A 15,938-nucleotide genomic window follows, 5' to 3' on the forward strand; every position below is an offset into this window, starting at 1 on the left:
CAGCACCGACCAGGCTTAACGTTTTATAGCCCCTCTTTAAGGAAAAAATATGCGTAACAGAATTGCGGTACTGATTACCGACGAATTTGAAGACACTGAATTCACCTCACCCGCAGAAGCCTACCGCGCGGCGGGCTTCGAAGTGGTCACCATTGATGATCAGGCAGGTAAAACTATCAAGGGTAAAAAAGGGCATGCGCTAGTCATTGACAAGGCGATCGACGAGGTCAGCACGGCGGAGTTTATTGCATTATTACTGCCGGGCGGTCATTCGCCGGATAATCTCCGCGGGGATGACCGTTTTGTGAAGTTTACACATGATTTCGTTGTTAGTGGCAAGCCCGTTTTTGCCATTTGCCATGGCCCGCAGCTGCTCATCAGCGCCGGGGTTGTTCGTAGCAGAAAAATGACGGCAGTTAAGGCAATCGCCATTGATCTGAAAAATGCCGGCGCCGATTTTCACGACAAGGAGGTGGTTGTCGATAATGAAAATCTGGTCACCAGCAGGACGCCTGATGATTTACCTGCTTTTAATCGGGAGGCGCTGCGCCTTCTTAAAGCAGTATCCTGAGCCGGGACGGGCAACGCACATTTATTCACCTTTTCTCAGCCAGTGATGTTTACTGCCAAACCCCTGCGTGTTGTCCGTCATTTTAAGTTCGTTTATTACGATCTCCCACATCGGCGCCTTCGTCTTCATTGCAACGGGAAAGCGTCGAACGTAAGCATTTCGCGCAGCGATTTCTTGTTCGTCACTCAGCTGTCGAATTACGCCCTGATATTGCACACCCTTAATCAGCATGATGTTACGCGTCTGAGCACTGATGGTGCCTGCCACCTGCGGTTGCGCCAGCATCAGCACGCTGTGGCGTGTTTCAGCTTCACTGATCAACCAGAAAACCTGACGCTCTTCATTAAACAGATAAAAACAGTTAGCACACCACGGCGGCACTCCGGCGCACAGCGATAAAACATGCTGTTTTTTCAGATAACGGCATATAGCTGCCGGGATGCTATTATCCATACTGAATCATTCCTGAATCAAAAATAAGCGTTGCCACTTTGGCATCCGGATAAGTTATGGCCTTAGTACCCTTGTTACAGCAGCAGCGTCCGCATGAACCGCCAGGCACTGGCTCCTCACTGACGGTACCTGAATGGCAACTTTATATTTTACGCACTGCCTACGGCGTACTTTATACAGGTATTACCACTGACGTGGCCCGCCGTATGAGCATGCATCAGAACGGAAAAGGGGCAAAATCTCTGCGAGGTAAAGGGCCACTGGAACTCATGTTTCAATTCGCTGCTGGCGATCGTTCCAGCGCCTCCCACCTTGAATATCACGTTAAACAGCTGACAAGACTGCAAAAACTGCGTCTGATTTCAGAGCGTCCGCCTTGCCTTAACGACTGGCTGATTCGGATCAGAAGCGACTAAAAGGCGCTGAGAATTCAATTTGCCCCTGCAAGCCGTCAAATGCATGTTCAGCCAACGGATAAACCTGAAATGTGGCTTCGCTTCCCGGCCACCGGCAACTTAACTGATGACGCGCGGCTGGAGCAAAGCCATAGCGGCCATAGTAAGCCGGGTCGCCCAGTACAAAAATAGCGCTATAACCAAATTCGTTGAGCGCATCCAGGCCTTCATAAATCAGTTTTTTACCTAAGCTGTCGCCGCGCGCACTCTCATCCACGGCCAGCGGTGCCAGAGCAACCCAACCTTTGTCTTCATTATTCAACATAACCGGACTGAAGGCGGCATAGCCTAAAACCTGACCATCGTCATCTGTTGCCACCATGCCCAGGGTTAACAGGCCATTTTCACGCAGTTGTTGCACCAACTCTGCCTCTGCGGAGTCGATAAAACAGCGTCGTAACAGGCTGTCAATACTGGCCGCATCGACCCCAATCTCAGTTCGAATCAACATAGCTTACCCGCGCAATCCAGCGACGAATTCGCGTCCTCGTTAAGTCCGGCTTCGACAAATGAGGCCAGTTTTAACAAGCCTATACGTAGCGGAGCCGGTAGCGTTTCAAGTTCAATTGCATCCATAAGATTTTTTACCTCCAGCCCGAGTTCGGTGTCACCTTCAATGATAAGCCTGCGCTGGAAGAATAGCGTATCGGGGTCCTGTCTGCGTGCGGCAATTAACAGTAAATCGTTCGCCTGACCACGGAACCAGGCGTCAGCATGGGTTCCGTCAGCGAGCTCAATACGCCCCTCTCTCACCGTCATTCGCCAGCATAATCCCAGGTCAGTGATATCAATACCTAACCAGCGCCCTTCCAAAAAGTCTAGCTCCCCCTCAGCCAAAGCATGGCTGAACTGCCAGCATAGCACTTGTTGCAGCACATGTTTTTTTACAGCGAAAGGCGTAAAACTCAGCGGATAACGCATGAAGTTTGGCCCTTTGCGCACGCATTCGGCGCGTAAGCGGTTTAACACACTCAACACTCCCATTTATCGAATTCTGCTTTATTTTGCCACAGCATGGTTGCAGGTCAGTTGGCTGGATCAACAAAGAGGACGATTGCCTGTTTTTTTTTCTTAATTGCCGGCAATCAATGCATTTCACTGCCTCAAATCAAGACTCTGGTGCAAAGGGATATTTAAACTTCTGCACATTGCTAAAAACTAAGGATACCGAGAATGGAACTGCTGTGCCCGGCCGGGAACTTGCCTGCCCTGAAAGCGGCCATTGATAATGGCGCGGATGCGGTTTATATCGGCCTAAAAGATGATACTAACGCCCGCCATTTTGCCGGTCTGAATTTTACTGAAAAACGGCTTTGTGAGGCAGCCAACTATACTCACCAACGGCGGCGTAAACTGCACGTCGCAATTAATACTTTTGCTCATCCGGATAATTTTTGTCGCTGGCAGCACGCGGTTGACGTTGCGGCTCAGAGCGGCGCAGATGCATTGATACTCGCGGATATCGCTACCCTGGAGTACGCCTCTACACGCTATCCGGAAATGGAGTTGCACCTCTCCGTTCAGGCTTCGGCAACCAATAGTGAAGCTATTACTTTCTACCAGCGCAATTTCGCCATCGACCGTGTAGTGCTCCCCCGGGTACTTTCTATGCATCAGGTCCGCCAGCTGGCGCGCAGTACGTCGGTTCCGCTGGAAGTTTTTGCCTTCGGTAGTCTGTGCATCATGGCGGAAGGGCGTTGCTATCTCTCATCATGGCTGACCGGTGAGTCACCTAATACCGCTGGTGCCTGCTCGCCGGCGCGTTACGTCCGTTGGCAACAAACGCCGGATGGCCTGGAATCGAGACTTAATGAAGTGTTGGTTGACCGCTACGCCCCTAAGGAAAATGCAGGCTACCCTACCCTGTGTAAAGGGCGTTATCGCGTGGACGGAAATTGTTATCACACGCTGGAGGAACCTACCAGCCTTAATACTCTGGAACTGCTACCCGAATTAATGGCGGCAGGTGTCGTCTCGGTAAAAATCGAGGGACGCCAGCGCAGCCCGGCTTACGTGGCGCAGGTCGCACGCATCTGGCGCCAGGCCATCGATCACTGTAAAGCAGCGCCAGAGAGCTTCCGCATCAACCCTGCCTGGATGGAGGGACTTGGCGAACTGGCAGAAGGTACGCAGACCACTTTGGGTGCCTATCACCGCCAATGGCAGTAGGAGAAAAGATGAAATATGCCCTAGGCCCGGTACTCTGGTATTGGCCACAAAAGACTCTGAAAGCGTTTTATGAGGCTGTCAGCCAGAGTGACGCCGATATTATCTACCTCGGTGAGACCGTTTGCAGCAAACGCCGTGATAGCAAATTTGCCGACTGGATGGCACTGGCTCGTGATCTGAGCACCAGCGGTAAACAGGTTGTGCTAAGTACTCTGGCATTATTGCAGTCGCCTTCTGAACTCGTCGAACTCAAGCGTTTTGTAGAGAACGGCGATTTTGTGATTGAGGCCAACGATTTTGGCACGGTAAATATGGCTGCTGAACGCAAGCTGCCCTTTGTTGCTGGGCATGCGCTTAACATCTATAACGCCCAGACACTTCATCTTTTGCAGCGCCAGGGGATGATCAGATGGTGCATGCCAGTAGAACTTTCCCGTGACTGGCTGATCCAGCTGCTGGAGCAGTTTGATAACCTCAAGCTCAACCGGCTGTTCGAAGTAGAAGTATTTGGTTACGGCCATCTACCGCTGGCGCTCTCCGCACGCTGCTTCACCGCTCGCTCGGAAAATCGCAGTAAGGATGAATGCGAAACCTGCTGTATTAATTACCCTCAAGGACGTCAGGTTTACAGTCAGGAAAATCAGCGGGTTTTCGTGCTGAATGGTATTCAGACGATGAGCGGCTATTGCTACCACCTCGGTAATCATCTGCATGACATGCAGGGACTGGTCGATATCGTGCGTATTTCCCCAGAAAGCGCGGAAACATCAACGCTGGTTGATCAGTTTCGCGCTAATGAGCAGGGAGCGCACCCCTTCAACTTCACCGGCCAACAGTGCTGTGATGGCTACTGGCGCCAGCTGGCAGGGCTGACGCAGATCAGCGCTTAGCCCGGTAGTTGCCTGCGCTGGCGATGTGACCGCAGCCAGCGCAGGGCCAGACCAAAGCATGTCCACCCCGCACCCAGCAGCAGTAGCATCCCAACGTCGGGAAGCGTTTGCTGCCAGGGCCTGCCCATCTGATTAACACTTGCGAGAATATTAACCTGCCAGGTTGAAGGGAAAAGATGACTAAAAAAGTCGACCCACGCAGGCATCGACTGTAACGGCCAGAGCATGCCGGATAGATAGTAAACCGGCGTACTAATAAACGTCAGCGTCAGATAGATATGCTCAATCCTTCCAAGACATTCTGTGATGAATTTACCAAAACCCAGCACTGCCAACAAAAACGGAAATGTCAGTAGTAAAACTTCCGCCACGCTGCCGGTTTGTCGGTAACCCAACACCCACGGCCAGAGAATGTAGAGTAGTATGGATAAAAACAACCAGGGTGGGATCAACGCGCTAAGGGTGCCGAGAGTCTCCGCCACCGACACATTTCCCTTGGCGCGTAGCGTTATATTAACGCGAATGCTGGCGATCAGCAGGGTCTGCTGTAAAATCATGACCAGCAGCCCGGGAAAAATTATCGCCGCAAAACCAATACCAGGATTAAACACATCTTCAGTCTGGCCGATAAAAGGCGTGATAAGAACCTGCGCCTCGCGTGGCGAAAAACCCTGCTCTTGTGCTAACGTCTGCTGATATTTCTGCAGCATTTCCTGATAAGCAGCTGAGACATCCATTTGGATCTGACCGCTCGCCAGACGATTCGTCGCATCACCATATACCGGAATAGTCACCTCAATACCCGCGAGCATTTTTTTCTCTAAATCTTGCGGCATTATAATCACCGCAAACAGCTTACGGCGCCCCAGGTCATATAATGCGTCACGCAGATTACTATAGCTGACCGTCTTCATTTTCGACGTCGCATTAAGATCGCGAATAATGCGGTAGCTGACGGTCGAATGGTCCTGGTCGATCACCCCTACCGGCAGGTTCCAGACGCTGCCTTTAGCATATATCAAACTCATCAGACACAGGGAAACCAAGAGCATAAGCCACATCGGGCGCTCAAGTAAGCCTTTTAGCGTTGTACTGAATGCCTGCCACCATTGCTTCACGATATCACCTCTTTCTGTGCCAGACGCCATTTAAGGCGCTTGCGTAACAATAAAGTAGCCAGCAGTGGATATATCAACAGCAACAGGCAGGTATTGATTATCGGAGCAACGGGAACATCCCGTAAGAAGATATCGAACATCGCGGCCAGAGCATGTGTGAGTGGCTCCAGATCGGCAATTAAACGCGCTGGCAAAGGCATTGAAAGCTGCGGCATTGCGGTTCCGGAAAAAGACATCGCTACGCCGACCAGCATACTGGTGAACATATAGGCAAAAAGGATGCTTGAGGTAAATGAATATAGCAGCAAGCCGAGGCTCTGAGCGGCAATCACATAGAAAAAAGCCACAAACAGCATATAAAGTGGATTGCCGACCACCCTGGCATCAAAAATGCCAACCAGTAGCGCGAGCTGCACCATCAGAAGCGTCGTGAAACACAGGGTGTAAGGCAGTAATTTGCCAATCAGCGACGCGAAGAAATAACGCTGCTTTACCAATGGACGGCTACGGGCCAGTACGTAAATCATACAGACCACCGCAAAGAGTTGAGTCAGGTGAATCGTAGCTGAAAACTGTTGATAATAGATATAGCTGCCGCTGGCATTAAATAAGCTGTCATACATCAACGTGACTTTAGGCATCACCGGTAGCGCCTTTCCGGCGGCGTTGGCCAGTATAGAGCTGTACTGGCTGTTGAGCGAACTGACTAAACCCGCAAAGTCCTGAGTGGAATAAAATCCCGGTCCAAACATCAACGCATTGTAATACATCGTTACCCGCGGCTGACGTCCCGCCAACGTATCAGCTTCAAAGTTACGGGGAATCCATAACAGGGCATACACACCAGCACTTTCAAGCTGCGCACGCGCGCCGGGCAAATCACCGTCAAAGCGGATGATACGGGCATGCGAGCCGGCGTTAAGATCGCGGATCAAGGTGCGCGACAGGCTGCTATGATCGTTATCAACCGCCGCAACCGGCAGATGTAACAAGGTGCCTTCCGAAAAGGCACTACTAATAAGTGCAAACAGTAATAAAGGAAAACACCAGCAGAGCCAATGGACTACAGGCTTACGCCATGCGGTACGGACCTCATGCCCAAAAGCGCGGCTAAAACTGTGCCAGTGAGTCTTCAGGACTTCCATGACCATAATGCGCTCATTCCCTGACGCAAGCCTTCGACTGGTTTGGCTGGATAAAGCCTGACCTCAAACGTTTTCAGATCGAAATCGCCGGTGGCACGCGTCGCACGTTTGGTCGCGTAATCACCTAACGGCGCAATATAACGAACCTCAGCCTCAATTTCTTTATTCCCAAGCGCTGGAACCCGCAGCTTAACCTTATCCCCCTTGCGCACGTGGGCCAGAATGTCTTCGCGCAGATCAAAAACAAAATAGGCGTGGGACAAACGAACCAGCGTCAAAAGCGGGCTGGATGCGTTGAGAAGCTCACCATCTTCAGCCGGAATAGGACCGACTTCGCCAGCAACAGGGGCACGAACATTGAGTTCCTCAGTAACCGCTTCCACTTCGCGAAGCTGCTCTTCGGCCACCTTCAGCGCTGCAGCGTAACTTTCTCGCTGTTCGATACGATCGCCATTTATCCCCTCATCGAGGTTAGCTTCTGCGGCACGCATTGCTTGCCAGGCACTTTCGCGATTCTGACGAGCTGTTTCCAACGCCTGGGCAGAGACATAGCCTTTAGCCGCCACGGCATTATCGCGCTTCCAGATCGCATCAGCATCCTTATATTTTGCCTGTGCCTGCAGCCACTGAGCACGTAGATTTTGCAGACTCTCTTTTCGAGTGCCATCAAGCGACATTTTAAGCTGAGCAGCAGCCTGGTCCCGGGTTGCCTGCGCGGCGCGTAGCTGGGCGATAAGTTCCGGTGCCCTCAGGCGCATCAAAAGCTGCCCGGCCTTAACGTCATCACCGCGATGAACATAACGCTCAACCACTCTTCCTTTAGCCTTTGAGGTAACGATGACTTCCGGGGCATCAACCTCCCCCTGTAGCAACAGCTTGTCACTGTGCGCCCTGAACAGCACCGCCAACGCCACGACAACCATCATAAACAGCAGAGTGAGAAAGGTAGTCTTTTTCATTATGACACGCCTCCATATCCGGGCAGGAAGCGGAGATATCCATATGACGTCACGGTAATGATCCAATAAACAGTAAATAGAGGGTGGGAATTATAACGTTATGCAGATTGATTAGTTTGATTTAAAACCACTATTACACGGCTAACAATGACCATAAATGGTTAACATCCATTACAAAGTTAATGAATACTTATCGAAGATTTAAGCGCAGCAGGGAGTTAATTGGGTTATGACTAAGAGAATACAGGTTCCTTTATCCGTGCTGGATTTGGCACCTATTCCGCAGGGAGCAACACCACATGATGCTTTTCATTCATCCCTGGCCCTGGCACAGCAGGCAGAGAAGCTCGGCTTTCATCGCTACTGGTTAGCAGAGCATCACAATATGACCGGCATTGCCAGCGCAGCAACCTCCGTGCTTATCGGTTATCTGGCAGCAAATACCACTACTTTGCATCTTGGGTCCGGGGGCGTCATGCTGCCGAATCATTCGCCACTGGTCATTGCCGAGCAGTTCGGTACTTTGGCCTCGCTCTATCCTGGCCGCATAGATCTTGGGCTAGGACGCGCACCTGGTTCTGACCAGCGCACCTTGATGGCTTTACGACGTCACATGTCCAGCCATGATGATACTTTTCCGCAAGATGTACAGCAGCTCATAAGCTGGTTTGATCATCAGCAGGAGGAAAAGCTGGCCGTACAACCCGTTCCTGGACTAGGGCTAAAGATACCTGTCTGGCTGCTTGGTTCCAGTTTGTATAGCGCGCAGCTGGCAGCGCGGCTAGGCCTGCCGTTCGCGTTTGCTTCGCACTTCGCGCCAGAAATGCTGTTCCAGGCCCTCGATCTTTACCGCAAAAACTTCCAGCCATCAGAAAGGTTGGAGAAACCCTATACAATGATATGCATTAATGTGGTTGCCGCCGACAGCGAACGGGATGCTCGCTTCTTGTTTACCTCTATGCAGCAGCAATTTGTTCATTTGCGTCGTGGTGATCCTGGACAGCTCCCGCCCCCCGTGGAAAATATCGACAATATCTGGTCACCCTCGGAACAGTTCGGCGTCCAGCAGGCTCTGAGCATGTCTATTGTTGGTGATCGACGCAGGGTGCAGCAGGGGTTTGCATCGTTGCTGCATGAAACTCAGGCTGATGAGATCATGGCTAATGGTTTGATTTTCGATACGCAGGCGCGCCTGCACTCTTACGCACTGGCAAAAGCAGCCTATGATGAGCTGCAGTAAATATTCTGTAGCACAAAAAAGCCCGCCGGTGCACTGATGCAATGGGCGGGTAAAAAAGGACGGGCATCGAAAAATGTGATTGACTGATGGTGCTAACAATTAAGCAGATCGTTTTTATGCCCGCTCGTTCAGTATGTCAGACGTTTTTCCGCAACGCTTTAGCGCCGTTTCAACAGTATCACCATAATGCGCTCATTGATGCCACTCCTGCTCTGACTCGTTAAGTTTCGCTCACTCTGAGCATTATCGTTCGTTACATGCCGGGCACCGCTCAGGTGAAAAACAAGATAAAGCGGGTCGATCGTCTCCTGGCTAACACCGCGCTTCATAATGATATCCCTCTCATATTCAAAAATATTACAGTAATGCTGACTCAGCGTCTTACCTGGTGCGTCATTGCCGTTGACTGGCGTGGCTGGCCCACCCAACCGTTTCATGTTTTACACACCCGCCTGATTTGCGACGGTCGCGCCATTTCGCTCATGAGTCAGGTTGTTTCATCTGAACAACAGCAGAATGGCCGGATACATACCGCTCTACTAGATTCTGTTTCCCGTGCCATCGGCACTTGGTAAAAAGGTCATTATTGTCACTGATGCGAATTGTCAGAATGCCGGGTTACGCCCTGTAAAATCACCGGGATGAGGCGTTACTGGCCTCTGACCCGGTTAAAAATCGGGGGAGCAGTGGGTCAGACGACAATATTACCGGCCAGCGGCAAACCTGAGTATCCCGGGGCAGGCACACTTTCCCGAGCAGAATATGTCCGCTGAGAAGGTTATTTTTATCTTAATTGAAATGCATCCAGAGGCAGAAAGCACCCACGTTCCCACTGTCGTACAGCGCGTAAATCTGAGGAGCATGATGGCTGTTCAGCTGCCAAAGAACCCAGGCTTATTTTCAGCAGCATGGATGAATTTAAGCTGCGGGAAGTGATGAAGCTTTACGGCGCAGAATGCAGATTGAGCAGAATTTCCGCGACGAACTAAGTGCGCGTTTAGGTTCTGGCCTTTGGGCCAGCCATGGATATAGGGCAGGACGCCTGCGGGTACTGAGCCTGCTTGCGGCAACGGCAGTACTATGGCTACCGGATTATCTTGCTGAAAATAAAGGGTTGCATCTGAGTTATCAGGTCAGCAGTCTGAAAATACGAGGAGAAGTATCGTATCTGACGTTAGCGGAGAATGTTCTGCCACACTCTCCGCTAATTTTAAAACAAACGGCACGGGATGCTGTTCTTAACCACCTCACCAGAACCCACCGAAGCAGGATGCTGGTTTATTAGCGCTGATTTATGGGGATCCCTCAGCGCAAATGCGGGCTTTTTTTATCATAGGCTGACGCTATCAGGCATCACGACGACGCGACGGCGCACTGCCATCACGACGGCCACGGCCGCCTTCACGACGTTCACCGCCGAAATCACCACGACCCCCTTCACGACGATCGCTAAAACGTCGTCCACCTTCATGGCGGTCAGCTCCGCCAAAACCACGTCCACCACGACGTTCACTATTTCCTGGCTGAGCGGCTCCGATAAGCTGCATATTCATCGGCTTATTCAGGATACGTGTGCGAGTGAAGTGTTGCAGCACCTCGCCAGGCATGCCTTTCGGCAGCTCGATTGTTGAGTGAGAGGCAAACAACTTGATGTTACCAATATAGCGGCTGCTAATATCTCCTTCGTTGGCAATTGCGCCGACAATATGGCGAACCTCAACACCATCGTCACGACCCACATCAATGCGATACAGCTCCATATCGCCAACATCACGACGTTCACGCCGAGGACGATCGCCATCACGCCCACTACGACGGTCATCACGCTCACGGAATTCACGGCGAGCGGGGCGAGGGGCATCAGGTGGAAGAATTAACGGACGTTCACCTTGCGCCATTTTCAGCAGCGCAGCGGCCAGGGTTTCCATATCCAGCTCACTTTGAGGCGCAATTTTACTCAGCAGCGCACGATATTGATCTAAATCGCTGCTTTCCAGCTGCTGCTGCACTTTTTCAGCAAATTTAGTCTGACGGCGTTCACCCAGCAGGTCGGCATTTGGCAGTTCGACTTCCGGGATAGTCAGCTTCATGGTGCGCTCAATGTTGCGTAGCAAACGACGTTCACGGTTCTCAACGAACAACAATGCGCGACCCGCACGACCTGCACGGCCAGTGCGACCGATACGGTGAACGTAGGATTCAGAGTCCATAGGAATATCGTAGTTAACCACCAGGCTGATACGCTCAACGTCCAGACCGCGAGCAGCAACGTCAGTGGCTATCAGGATATCCAGTCGACCATCCTTAAGACGCTCCAGCGTCTGCTCGCGCAGAGCCTGATTCATGTCGCCGTTGAGTGCAGCACTGTTATAGCCATTGCGCTCCAGCGCTTCTGCCACCTCCAGCGTTGCGTTTTTCGTGCGCACAAAAATAATAGCTGCGTCAAAATCCTCAGCTTCGAGGAAACGAACCAGACCATCAGTTTTACGGCCCCACACGGTCCAGTAACTCTGACTGATATCAGGACGAGTCGTTACGCTGGACTGAATGCGCACTTCCTGAGGCTCATTCATAAACCGGCGAGTAATACGACGGATGGCTTCCGGCATAGTGGCAGAAAACAGCGCGGTCTGATGACTATCCGGGATTTGCGCCATAATGGTTTCCACGTCCTCTATAAAGCCCATACGTAGCATTTCATCGGCTTCATCAAGTACCAGACCACGCAGGCTAGACAGATTTAACGTGCCGCGCTTCAAATGGTCAAGCAAACGGCCAGGCGTACCAACAACGATTTGAGGTCCCTGACGCAGCGCACGCAGCTGCACGTCGTAGCGCTGGCCACCATAAAGGGCCAATACGTTTACGCCGCGCATATATTTAGAAAACTCAGTTGCAGCTTCAGCTACCTGCACCGCCAGCTCGCGGGTTGGTGCTAGCACCAGGATTTGCGGTGCTTTCAGCTCTGGATCAATATTATTAAGTAACGGCAGAGAAAACGCCGCCGTTTTTCCGCTTCCGGTTTGGGCCATACCCAGTACGTCGCGGCCTTCGAGTAGGTGCGGTATGCAAGCTGCCTGGATTGGCGAAGGCTTAACATAGCCCATATCGTTAAGTGCTGACAGGATCGATTCGTTCAGGCCAAGGTCGGAAAAATTGGTTTCAATATCAGTCATGTAGTACACGTGCCTCTTGTATTGCGGCGGCCAGTCTACATAACTTGTCATGAAAATCTTCAGTCATTTTCATCGAAAAGTGTGAACCGGCTCAAATTAGTAGTTTGGACGAACAACAAAGCCCTCATCCATATGAATGATGACTTTCAAAATGTCAGGCAATGGTAGTTCGTCAGCTATTGCTGGTCAGATTCTGATAAGTAGTCTTGTGTCTGGCCGAGAAGCGCCAGTTCCAACAATGCATACCGGTGCTCAACAAAATTATTCACGTTGTTGGCAACCGACAGCTTGAATAACGCTTCCGCGTTATCCTTATCCCCCAGACTTAGGTAATACTTACCTAAATAGAAGTAGGTTTCACTGAGATGCTCAGCGAGCGAGGTGTTATCCGTTGCGTCCGCCTTGAGGCGTTTCATTAGCGTTTCTTCGCTAATGTCGCCCAGGTAGAACTCGACAATGTTCCATCCCCATTGATCTCTGACCGCTTTGTCGTAACGCTGCTTTAGCGCTATTTTGGCCTGTTTAGCATTTATCTCACGCTCCGTGAGATAGAGCCACAAGCTGCGATAAGGATCATTGGGATCGTCTTGATAAAACGCCAGCAGATCATCCTGCGACAATTTATACCGACCGCCATAGTAAAGCGCGATGCCTCGGTTTAAACGCGCGTAGTTATAAGTTGGATCAAGCTCAAGTACAGAATCAAACGCTTCGTAGGCAGCATCAAAGTTGCCGGCCTGCGTTAAATATATGCCTAAGTAATTAAATACTTGAGGCATATCAGGTCTGATGGATAACGCTTGTGAAAAATCATTACGCGCTAAAGCCTCCAGACCGAGACTATCATACAACACTCCGCGCTCATATAACAGCTGCGCGCGTTCATCATCGCTCAATGCGTGACTGGCAAGAATTTGTTCCATGCGAGCCAAAATGACTTCCTGTTGCAGCGTCGGTTGTAAAGGAACCGCCAGCACTGCATTTTTACGCCAATTTGCGTTGCTGCAGCCTACCAGCGTTAACGCCGCCGCAACAACACACAAGCGCAAAAAAGGCTTCATTTCCCACTCCTGAATACAAACAATGGGATAAATTTCAAGTTATCCGCCTGCCTTGCACAAGGTGTCCCGACCTCGCAATTAAACGTCACTTTGTCCATTTTAGTTACCATTGTGCTGGCATTTTTAGACTGCCTAAAAAAAGACTTTCATTAACAATCTCAGCCCTCAGGTAACCATCATGTACATAGGTTATGAAGAGCAATATACCCCGGAATGCGCATCTGGCTTTGTCTAACATTACCAATAAAATTTCTGGGGTTATCAGCTGCTGTTACTCCAACAAACGGAAAGCACATAAGCAGCTGAGTTATTATATTACTCTGTCTCGGGTGTCGACTCTGCCGTTGACGCTTCGCTGGCCTCTTTTATGCTCAAACGAATGCGCCCCTGACGATCAACTTCAAGCACCTTAACCGGGACTTCCAGGCCCAATTGCAAATAGTCACCCACTTTTTCAACGCGCTTATCTGCGATTTGCGAAATGTGAACCAGACCCTCTTTACCACCACCAATAGCGACAAAAGCACCAAAATCAACGATGCGTGTAACTTTACCGTTGTAAATCCGGCCCACTTCGATCTCTGCGGTAATCTCTTCAATACGACGGATAGCATGTTTAGCTTTATCACCATCGGTAGCAGCGATTTTAACCGTGCCGTCATCTTCGATTTCAATGGTGGTGCCAGTTTCTTCTGTCAAAGCACGGATCACCGAACCGCCTTTACCAATCACGTCTTTAATTTTGTCCGGATTGATGCGGATCGTGTGAATACGCGGTGCGAACTCAGAGATATCACCACGATGTGTGCTAATCGCCTGCTCCATCACACCGAGGATATGCAGACGAGCACCCTTTGCCTGATTAAGGGCAACCTGCATGATTTCACGGGTGATACCTTCAATTTTGATATCCATCTGCAGCGCACTGATACCTTCACGGCTACCCGCTACTTTGAAATCCATATCGCCGAGATGATCTTCATCACCGAGGATATCGGACAGAACAACGAAATTGTCACCTTCTTTCACCAGACCCATAGCGATACCGGCTACGGCCGATTTAATCGGTACGCCTGCATCCATCAATGCCAGCGAAGCGCCGCAGACAGAAGCCATTGAAGAAGATCCGTTAGATTCAGTGATTTCAGACACCACGCGAACAGTATAAGGGAAAGCTTCCTGCTTAGGCATTACCGCCAGCACGCCGCGTTTTGCCAGGCGACCGTGACCGATTTCACGGCGTTTTGGTGAGCCGACCATACCCGTTTCACCAACTGAGTATGGAGGAAAATTATAATGAAACAGGAAGCTATCAGTGCGCTCGCCCATCAACTCATCAAGATTTTGTGCATCACGAGCGGTTCCCAGCGTGGCCGTAACCAGCGCCTGAGTCTCACCTCGAGTAAACAGCGCAGAGCCATGAGTACGTGGTAATACGCCGGTACGTACGTCCAGACCACGAATCATGTCTTTTTCACGGCCATCAATACGCGGCTCGCCACGTAATACGCGACTACGAACTACGTTTTTCTCAATGGCATGCAAAATCTCACCCAGCTCGTTTTCGTCCAGGGCCTCGTCTTCTGCTAACAACGCGGCAATCACTTCGGATTTAATCGCGCCAATCTGCTCATAGCGGGCCTGCTTGTCGGTGATGCGATAAGCGTCGCTAAGGCGAGATTCAGCTTGGGCGGCAACACGAGCATTCAGTGCGTCATTAACAACTTCAGGTTGCCAGTCCCAGCGGGGTTTACCAACTTCAGCAACCAGTGAATTAATATTGTCGATAACAACCTGCTGTTGCTCGTGGCCGAAAACTACAGCACCGAGCATTTGCTCCTCGCTCAGCAGTTCAGCTTCAGACTCAACCATAAGCACTGCGCCCTTGGTACCGGCAACAACCAGGTCGAGTTTGCTGTGAGCCAGTTCTTCAACTGTCGGGTTCAATACGTACTGATCGTTGATATAGCCAACGCGTGCAGACCCTATCGGACCATTAAAAGGAATACCGGAAAGGGACAGCGCTGCAGAAGCACCAATCATGGCAACAATATCAGGATTGACCTGCGGGTTAACCGAAACCACAGTGGCGATAACCTGCACTTCATTCACGAAGCCTTCAGGGAATAGCGGGCGAACAGGACGATCGATCAAACGAGCAATCAGCGTTTCACCTTCGCTGGGACGGCCTTCACGACGGAAAAAGCTACCGGGAATGCGACCAGCAGCATAGGTACGCTCCTGATAGTTAACTGTTAACGGAAAAAAGTCCTGTCCTGGCTTAGCTTTTTTCTGACCAACGACTGTCACAAATACGGCGGTGTCATCCATGCTGACCATTACGGCAGCAGTAGCCTGGCGAGCCATCATACCGGTCTCAAGAGTGACGGTATGCTGACCATACTGAAATTTACGTACAATTGCGTTCAGCAAAATTTTATCCTTACTTCATGGCAGAAAATACGCGTTCGCGCTCTGCCGTGGATTTCAAAATCTTCTGGTGCATCCTCGCGACTAATGACAGCCTTCAATCTTCAAGAGTTAAAGTCTCTCATTAGCCGCGCGAATCTCTGCAACATAAGATCACCCATGCAACAATACATTAGTTTGCTTTGAATTGCTGCCGGTTACTCGAAAAAAGGGGCCATGATGGCCCCTTTTTAGTAAAACTGACATAAATCCGAAAACGCCACTATGTATT

The 15,938-nt window shown here is 50.7% G+C and carries 15 protein-coding genes and 1 pseudogene; 6 read left to right on the plus strand and 10 right to left on the minus strand.

Translation table 11 applies throughout. The features are described 5' to 3' along the window. The first annotated feature begins 49 nt into the window (after positions 1-49). Positions 50-571 (plus strand): type 1 glutamine amidotransferase domain-containing protein, encoded by a 522-nt coding sequence (locus tag BM191_RS08330; RefSeq protein ID WP_092877047.1) that lies wholly within the window; start codon positions 50-52, stop codon positions 569-571. Between the two features lie 21 nt (positions 572-592). Here the strand turns inward: BM191_RS08330 and BM191_RS08335 are convergent, their stop codons facing one another. Then, positions 593-1,024 (minus strand): YhbP family protein, encoded by a 432-nt coding sequence (locus BM191_RS08335; protein ID WP_092877049.1) that lies wholly within the window; start codon positions 1,022-1,024, stop codon positions 593-595. 56 nt (positions 1,025-1,080) lie between these two features. Between BM191_RS08335 and BM191_RS08340 the strand changes: the two genes are divergently transcribed. Next, a complete protein-coding gene (locus BM191_RS08340; protein WP_092877051.1) occupies positions 1,081-1,440 on the plus strand; it encodes a GIY-YIG nuclease family protein in 360 nt (119 codons plus the stop codon). On the opposite strand, the gene BM191_RS08345 is transcribed toward BM191_RS08340, so the two are convergent. Both BM191_RS08345 and ubiT read right to left on the minus strand, forming a co-directional pair. Then, positions 1,427-1,930, minus strand: a complete 504-nt coding sequence (locus BM191_RS08345; protein ID WP_092877053.1) for a GNAT family N-acetyltransferase — start codon at positions 1,928-1,930, stop codon at positions 1,427-1,429. The two genes, BM191_RS08340 and BM191_RS08345, sit on opposite strands and share 14 nt — an antisense overlap. Further along, entirely contained in the window at positions 1,924-2,448 is a 525-nt protein-coding gene (ubiT, locus tag BM191_RS08350) for a ubiquinone anaerobic biosynthesis accessory factor UbiT (RefSeq protein WP_092877268.1), read from the minus strand. The genes BM191_RS08345 and ubiT overlap by 7 nt, the downstream gene beginning before the upstream one ends. A 204-nt stretch (positions 2,449-2,652) precedes the next feature. On the opposite strand from ubiT, the gene ubiU reads away from it, so the two are divergent. Continuing rightward, positions 2,653-3,648, plus strand: a complete 996-nt coding sequence (gene ubiU, locus BM191_RS08355) for a ubiquinone anaerobic biosynthesis protein UbiU (RefSeq protein WP_092877055.1) — start codon at positions 2,653-2,655, stop codon at positions 3,646-3,648. Between the two features lie 8 nt (positions 3,649-3,656). Then, positions 3,657-4,538, plus strand: a complete 882-nt coding sequence (locus tag BM191_RS08360; RefSeq protein ID WP_092877057.1) for a U32 family peptidase — start codon at positions 3,657-3,659, stop codon at positions 4,536-4,538. Here the strand turns inward: BM191_RS08360 and BM191_RS08365 are convergent. From BM191_RS08365 to BM191_RS08375, 3 genes are read right to left on the minus strand one after another with little or no spacing between them, the layout of a single operon-like run. Continuing rightward, positions 4,535-5,656, minus strand: coding sequence for an ABC transporter permease (locus tag BM191_RS08365; protein ID WP_177203316.1), 1,122 nt, complete (start codon positions 5,654-5,656; stop codon positions 4,535-4,537). The two genes, BM191_RS08360 and BM191_RS08365, sit on opposite strands and share 4 nt — an antisense overlap. Next, positions 5,653-6,807 carry an ABC transporter permease gene (locus BM191_RS08370; RefSeq protein ID WP_092877061.1) on the minus strand — a complete coding sequence of 385 codons (1,155 nt, stop codon included), beginning with the start codon at positions 6,805-6,807 and terminating at the stop codon, positions 5,653-5,655. Before BM191_RS08370 ends, BM191_RS08365 begins: the two co-directional genes overlap by 4 nt. After that, on the minus strand, positions 6,789-7,760 hold the full coding sequence (locus BM191_RS08375; RefSeq protein ID WP_092877063.1) for an HlyD family secretion protein: 972 nt from the start codon (positions 7,758-7,760) through the stop codon (positions 6,789-6,791). Before BM191_RS08375 ends, BM191_RS08370 begins: the two co-directional genes overlap by 19 nt. A 229-nt stretch (positions 7,761-7,989) precedes the next feature. Here BM191_RS08375 and BM191_RS08380 point away from each other — a divergent pair, with 229 nt between their 5' ends. After that, on the plus strand, positions 7,990-9,000 hold the full coding sequence (locus BM191_RS08380) for a luciferase-like monooxygenase (RefSeq protein ID WP_092877065.1): 1,011 nt from the start codon (positions 7,990-7,992) through the stop codon (positions 8,998-9,000). Positions 9,001-9,116: 116 nt separating this feature from the next. Next, positions 9,117-10,285 (plus strand): annotated as a pseudogene (locus BM191_RS08385) (IS4 family transposase). Between the two features lie 61 nt (positions 10,286-10,346). On the opposite strand, the gene BM191_RS08390 reads toward BM191_RS08385, so the two are convergent. The 4 genes from BM191_RS08390 to pnp all read right to left on the minus strand — a co-directional run bounded on the left by BM191_RS08390 (position 10,347) and on the right by pnp (position 15,670). Beyond that, positions 10,347-12,176 (minus strand): DEAD/DEAH family ATP-dependent RNA helicase, encoded by a 1,830-nt coding sequence (locus BM191_RS08390; protein WP_143088807.1) that lies wholly within the window; start codon positions 12,174-12,176, stop codon positions 10,347-10,349. After that, positions 12,169-12,249, minus strand: coding sequence for a protein YrbN (yrbN, locus tag BM191_RS17525; RefSeq protein ID WP_143088810.1), 81 nt, complete (start codon positions 12,247-12,249; stop codon positions 12,169-12,171). Before yrbN ends, BM191_RS08390 begins: the two co-directional genes overlap by 8 nt. A 103-nt stretch (positions 12,250-12,352) precedes the next feature. After that, the gene (gene nlpI, locus BM191_RS08395; protein WP_092877069.1) at positions 12,353-13,237 is read right to left on the minus strand and encodes a lipoprotein NlpI; all 885 of its coding nucleotides are present in this window, start codon (positions 13,235-13,237) and stop codon (positions 12,353-12,355) included. A 315-nt stretch (positions 13,238-13,552) separates the two neighbouring features. Beyond that, on the minus strand, positions 13,553-15,670 hold the full coding sequence (gene pnp, locus BM191_RS08400; RefSeq protein ID WP_092877071.1) for a polyribonucleotide nucleotidyltransferase: 2,118 nt from the start codon (positions 15,668-15,670) through the stop codon (positions 13,553-13,555). Between the last annotated feature and the right edge of the window lie 268 nt (positions 15,671-15,938).

Origin of the sequence: Izhakiella capsodis, assembly GCF_900115045.1 — a bacterium.
GTDB classification, from domain to species: Bacteria; Pseudomonadota; Gammaproteobacteria; order Enterobacterales; family Enterobacteriaceae; genus Izhakiella; species Izhakiella capsodis.

Bases quoted from the DNA above. Each gene is read 5' to 3' on its own strand.
- BM191_RS08390 (WP_143088807.1), bottom strand. From the start codon at position 12,176: ATGACTGATATTGAAACCAATTTTTCCGACCTTGGCCTGAACGAATCG.
- BM191_RS08380 (WP_092877065.1), top strand. From the start codon at position 7,990: ATGACTAAGAGAATACAGGTTCCTTTATCCGTGCTGGATTTGGCACCT.
- BM191_RS08360 (WP_092877057.1), top strand. From the start codon at position 3,657: ATGAAATATGCCCTAGGCCCGGTACTCTGGTATTGGCCACAAAAGACT.
- BM191_RS08370 (WP_092877061.1), bottom strand. From the start codon at position 6,807: ATGGTCATGGAAGTCCTGAAGACTCACTGGCACAGTTTTAGCCGCGCT.
- BM191_RS08375 (WP_092877063.1), bottom strand. From the start codon at position 7,760: ATGAAAAAGACTACCTTTCTCACTCTGCTGTTTATGATGGTTGTCGTG.
- nlpI (WP_092877069.1), bottom strand. From the start codon at position 13,237: ATGAAGCCTTTTTTGCGCTTGTGTGTTGTTGCGGCGGCGTTAACGCTG.
- BM191_RS08335 (WP_092877049.1), bottom strand. From the start codon at position 1,024: ATGGATAATAGCATCCCGGCAGCTATATGCCGTTATCTGAAAAAACAG.
- yrbN (WP_143088810.1), bottom strand. From the start codon at position 12,249: ATGAAAATGACTGAAGATTTTCATGACAAGTTATGTAGACTGGCCGCC.
- BM191_RS08330 (WP_092877047.1), top strand. From the start codon at position 50: ATGCGTAACAGAATTGCGGTACTGATTACCGACGAATTTGAAGACACT.
- BM191_RS08345 (WP_092877053.1), bottom strand. From the start codon at position 1,930: ATGTTGATTCGAACTGAGATTGGGGTCGATGCGGCCAGTATTGACAGC.
- ubiU (WP_092877055.1), top strand. From the start codon at position 2,653: ATGGAACTGCTGTGCCCGGCCGGGAACTTGCCTGCCCTGAAAGCGGCC.
- BM191_RS08340 (WP_092877051.1), top strand. From the start codon at position 1,081: ATGGCCTTAGTACCCTTGTTACAGCAGCAGCGTCCGCATGAACCGCCA.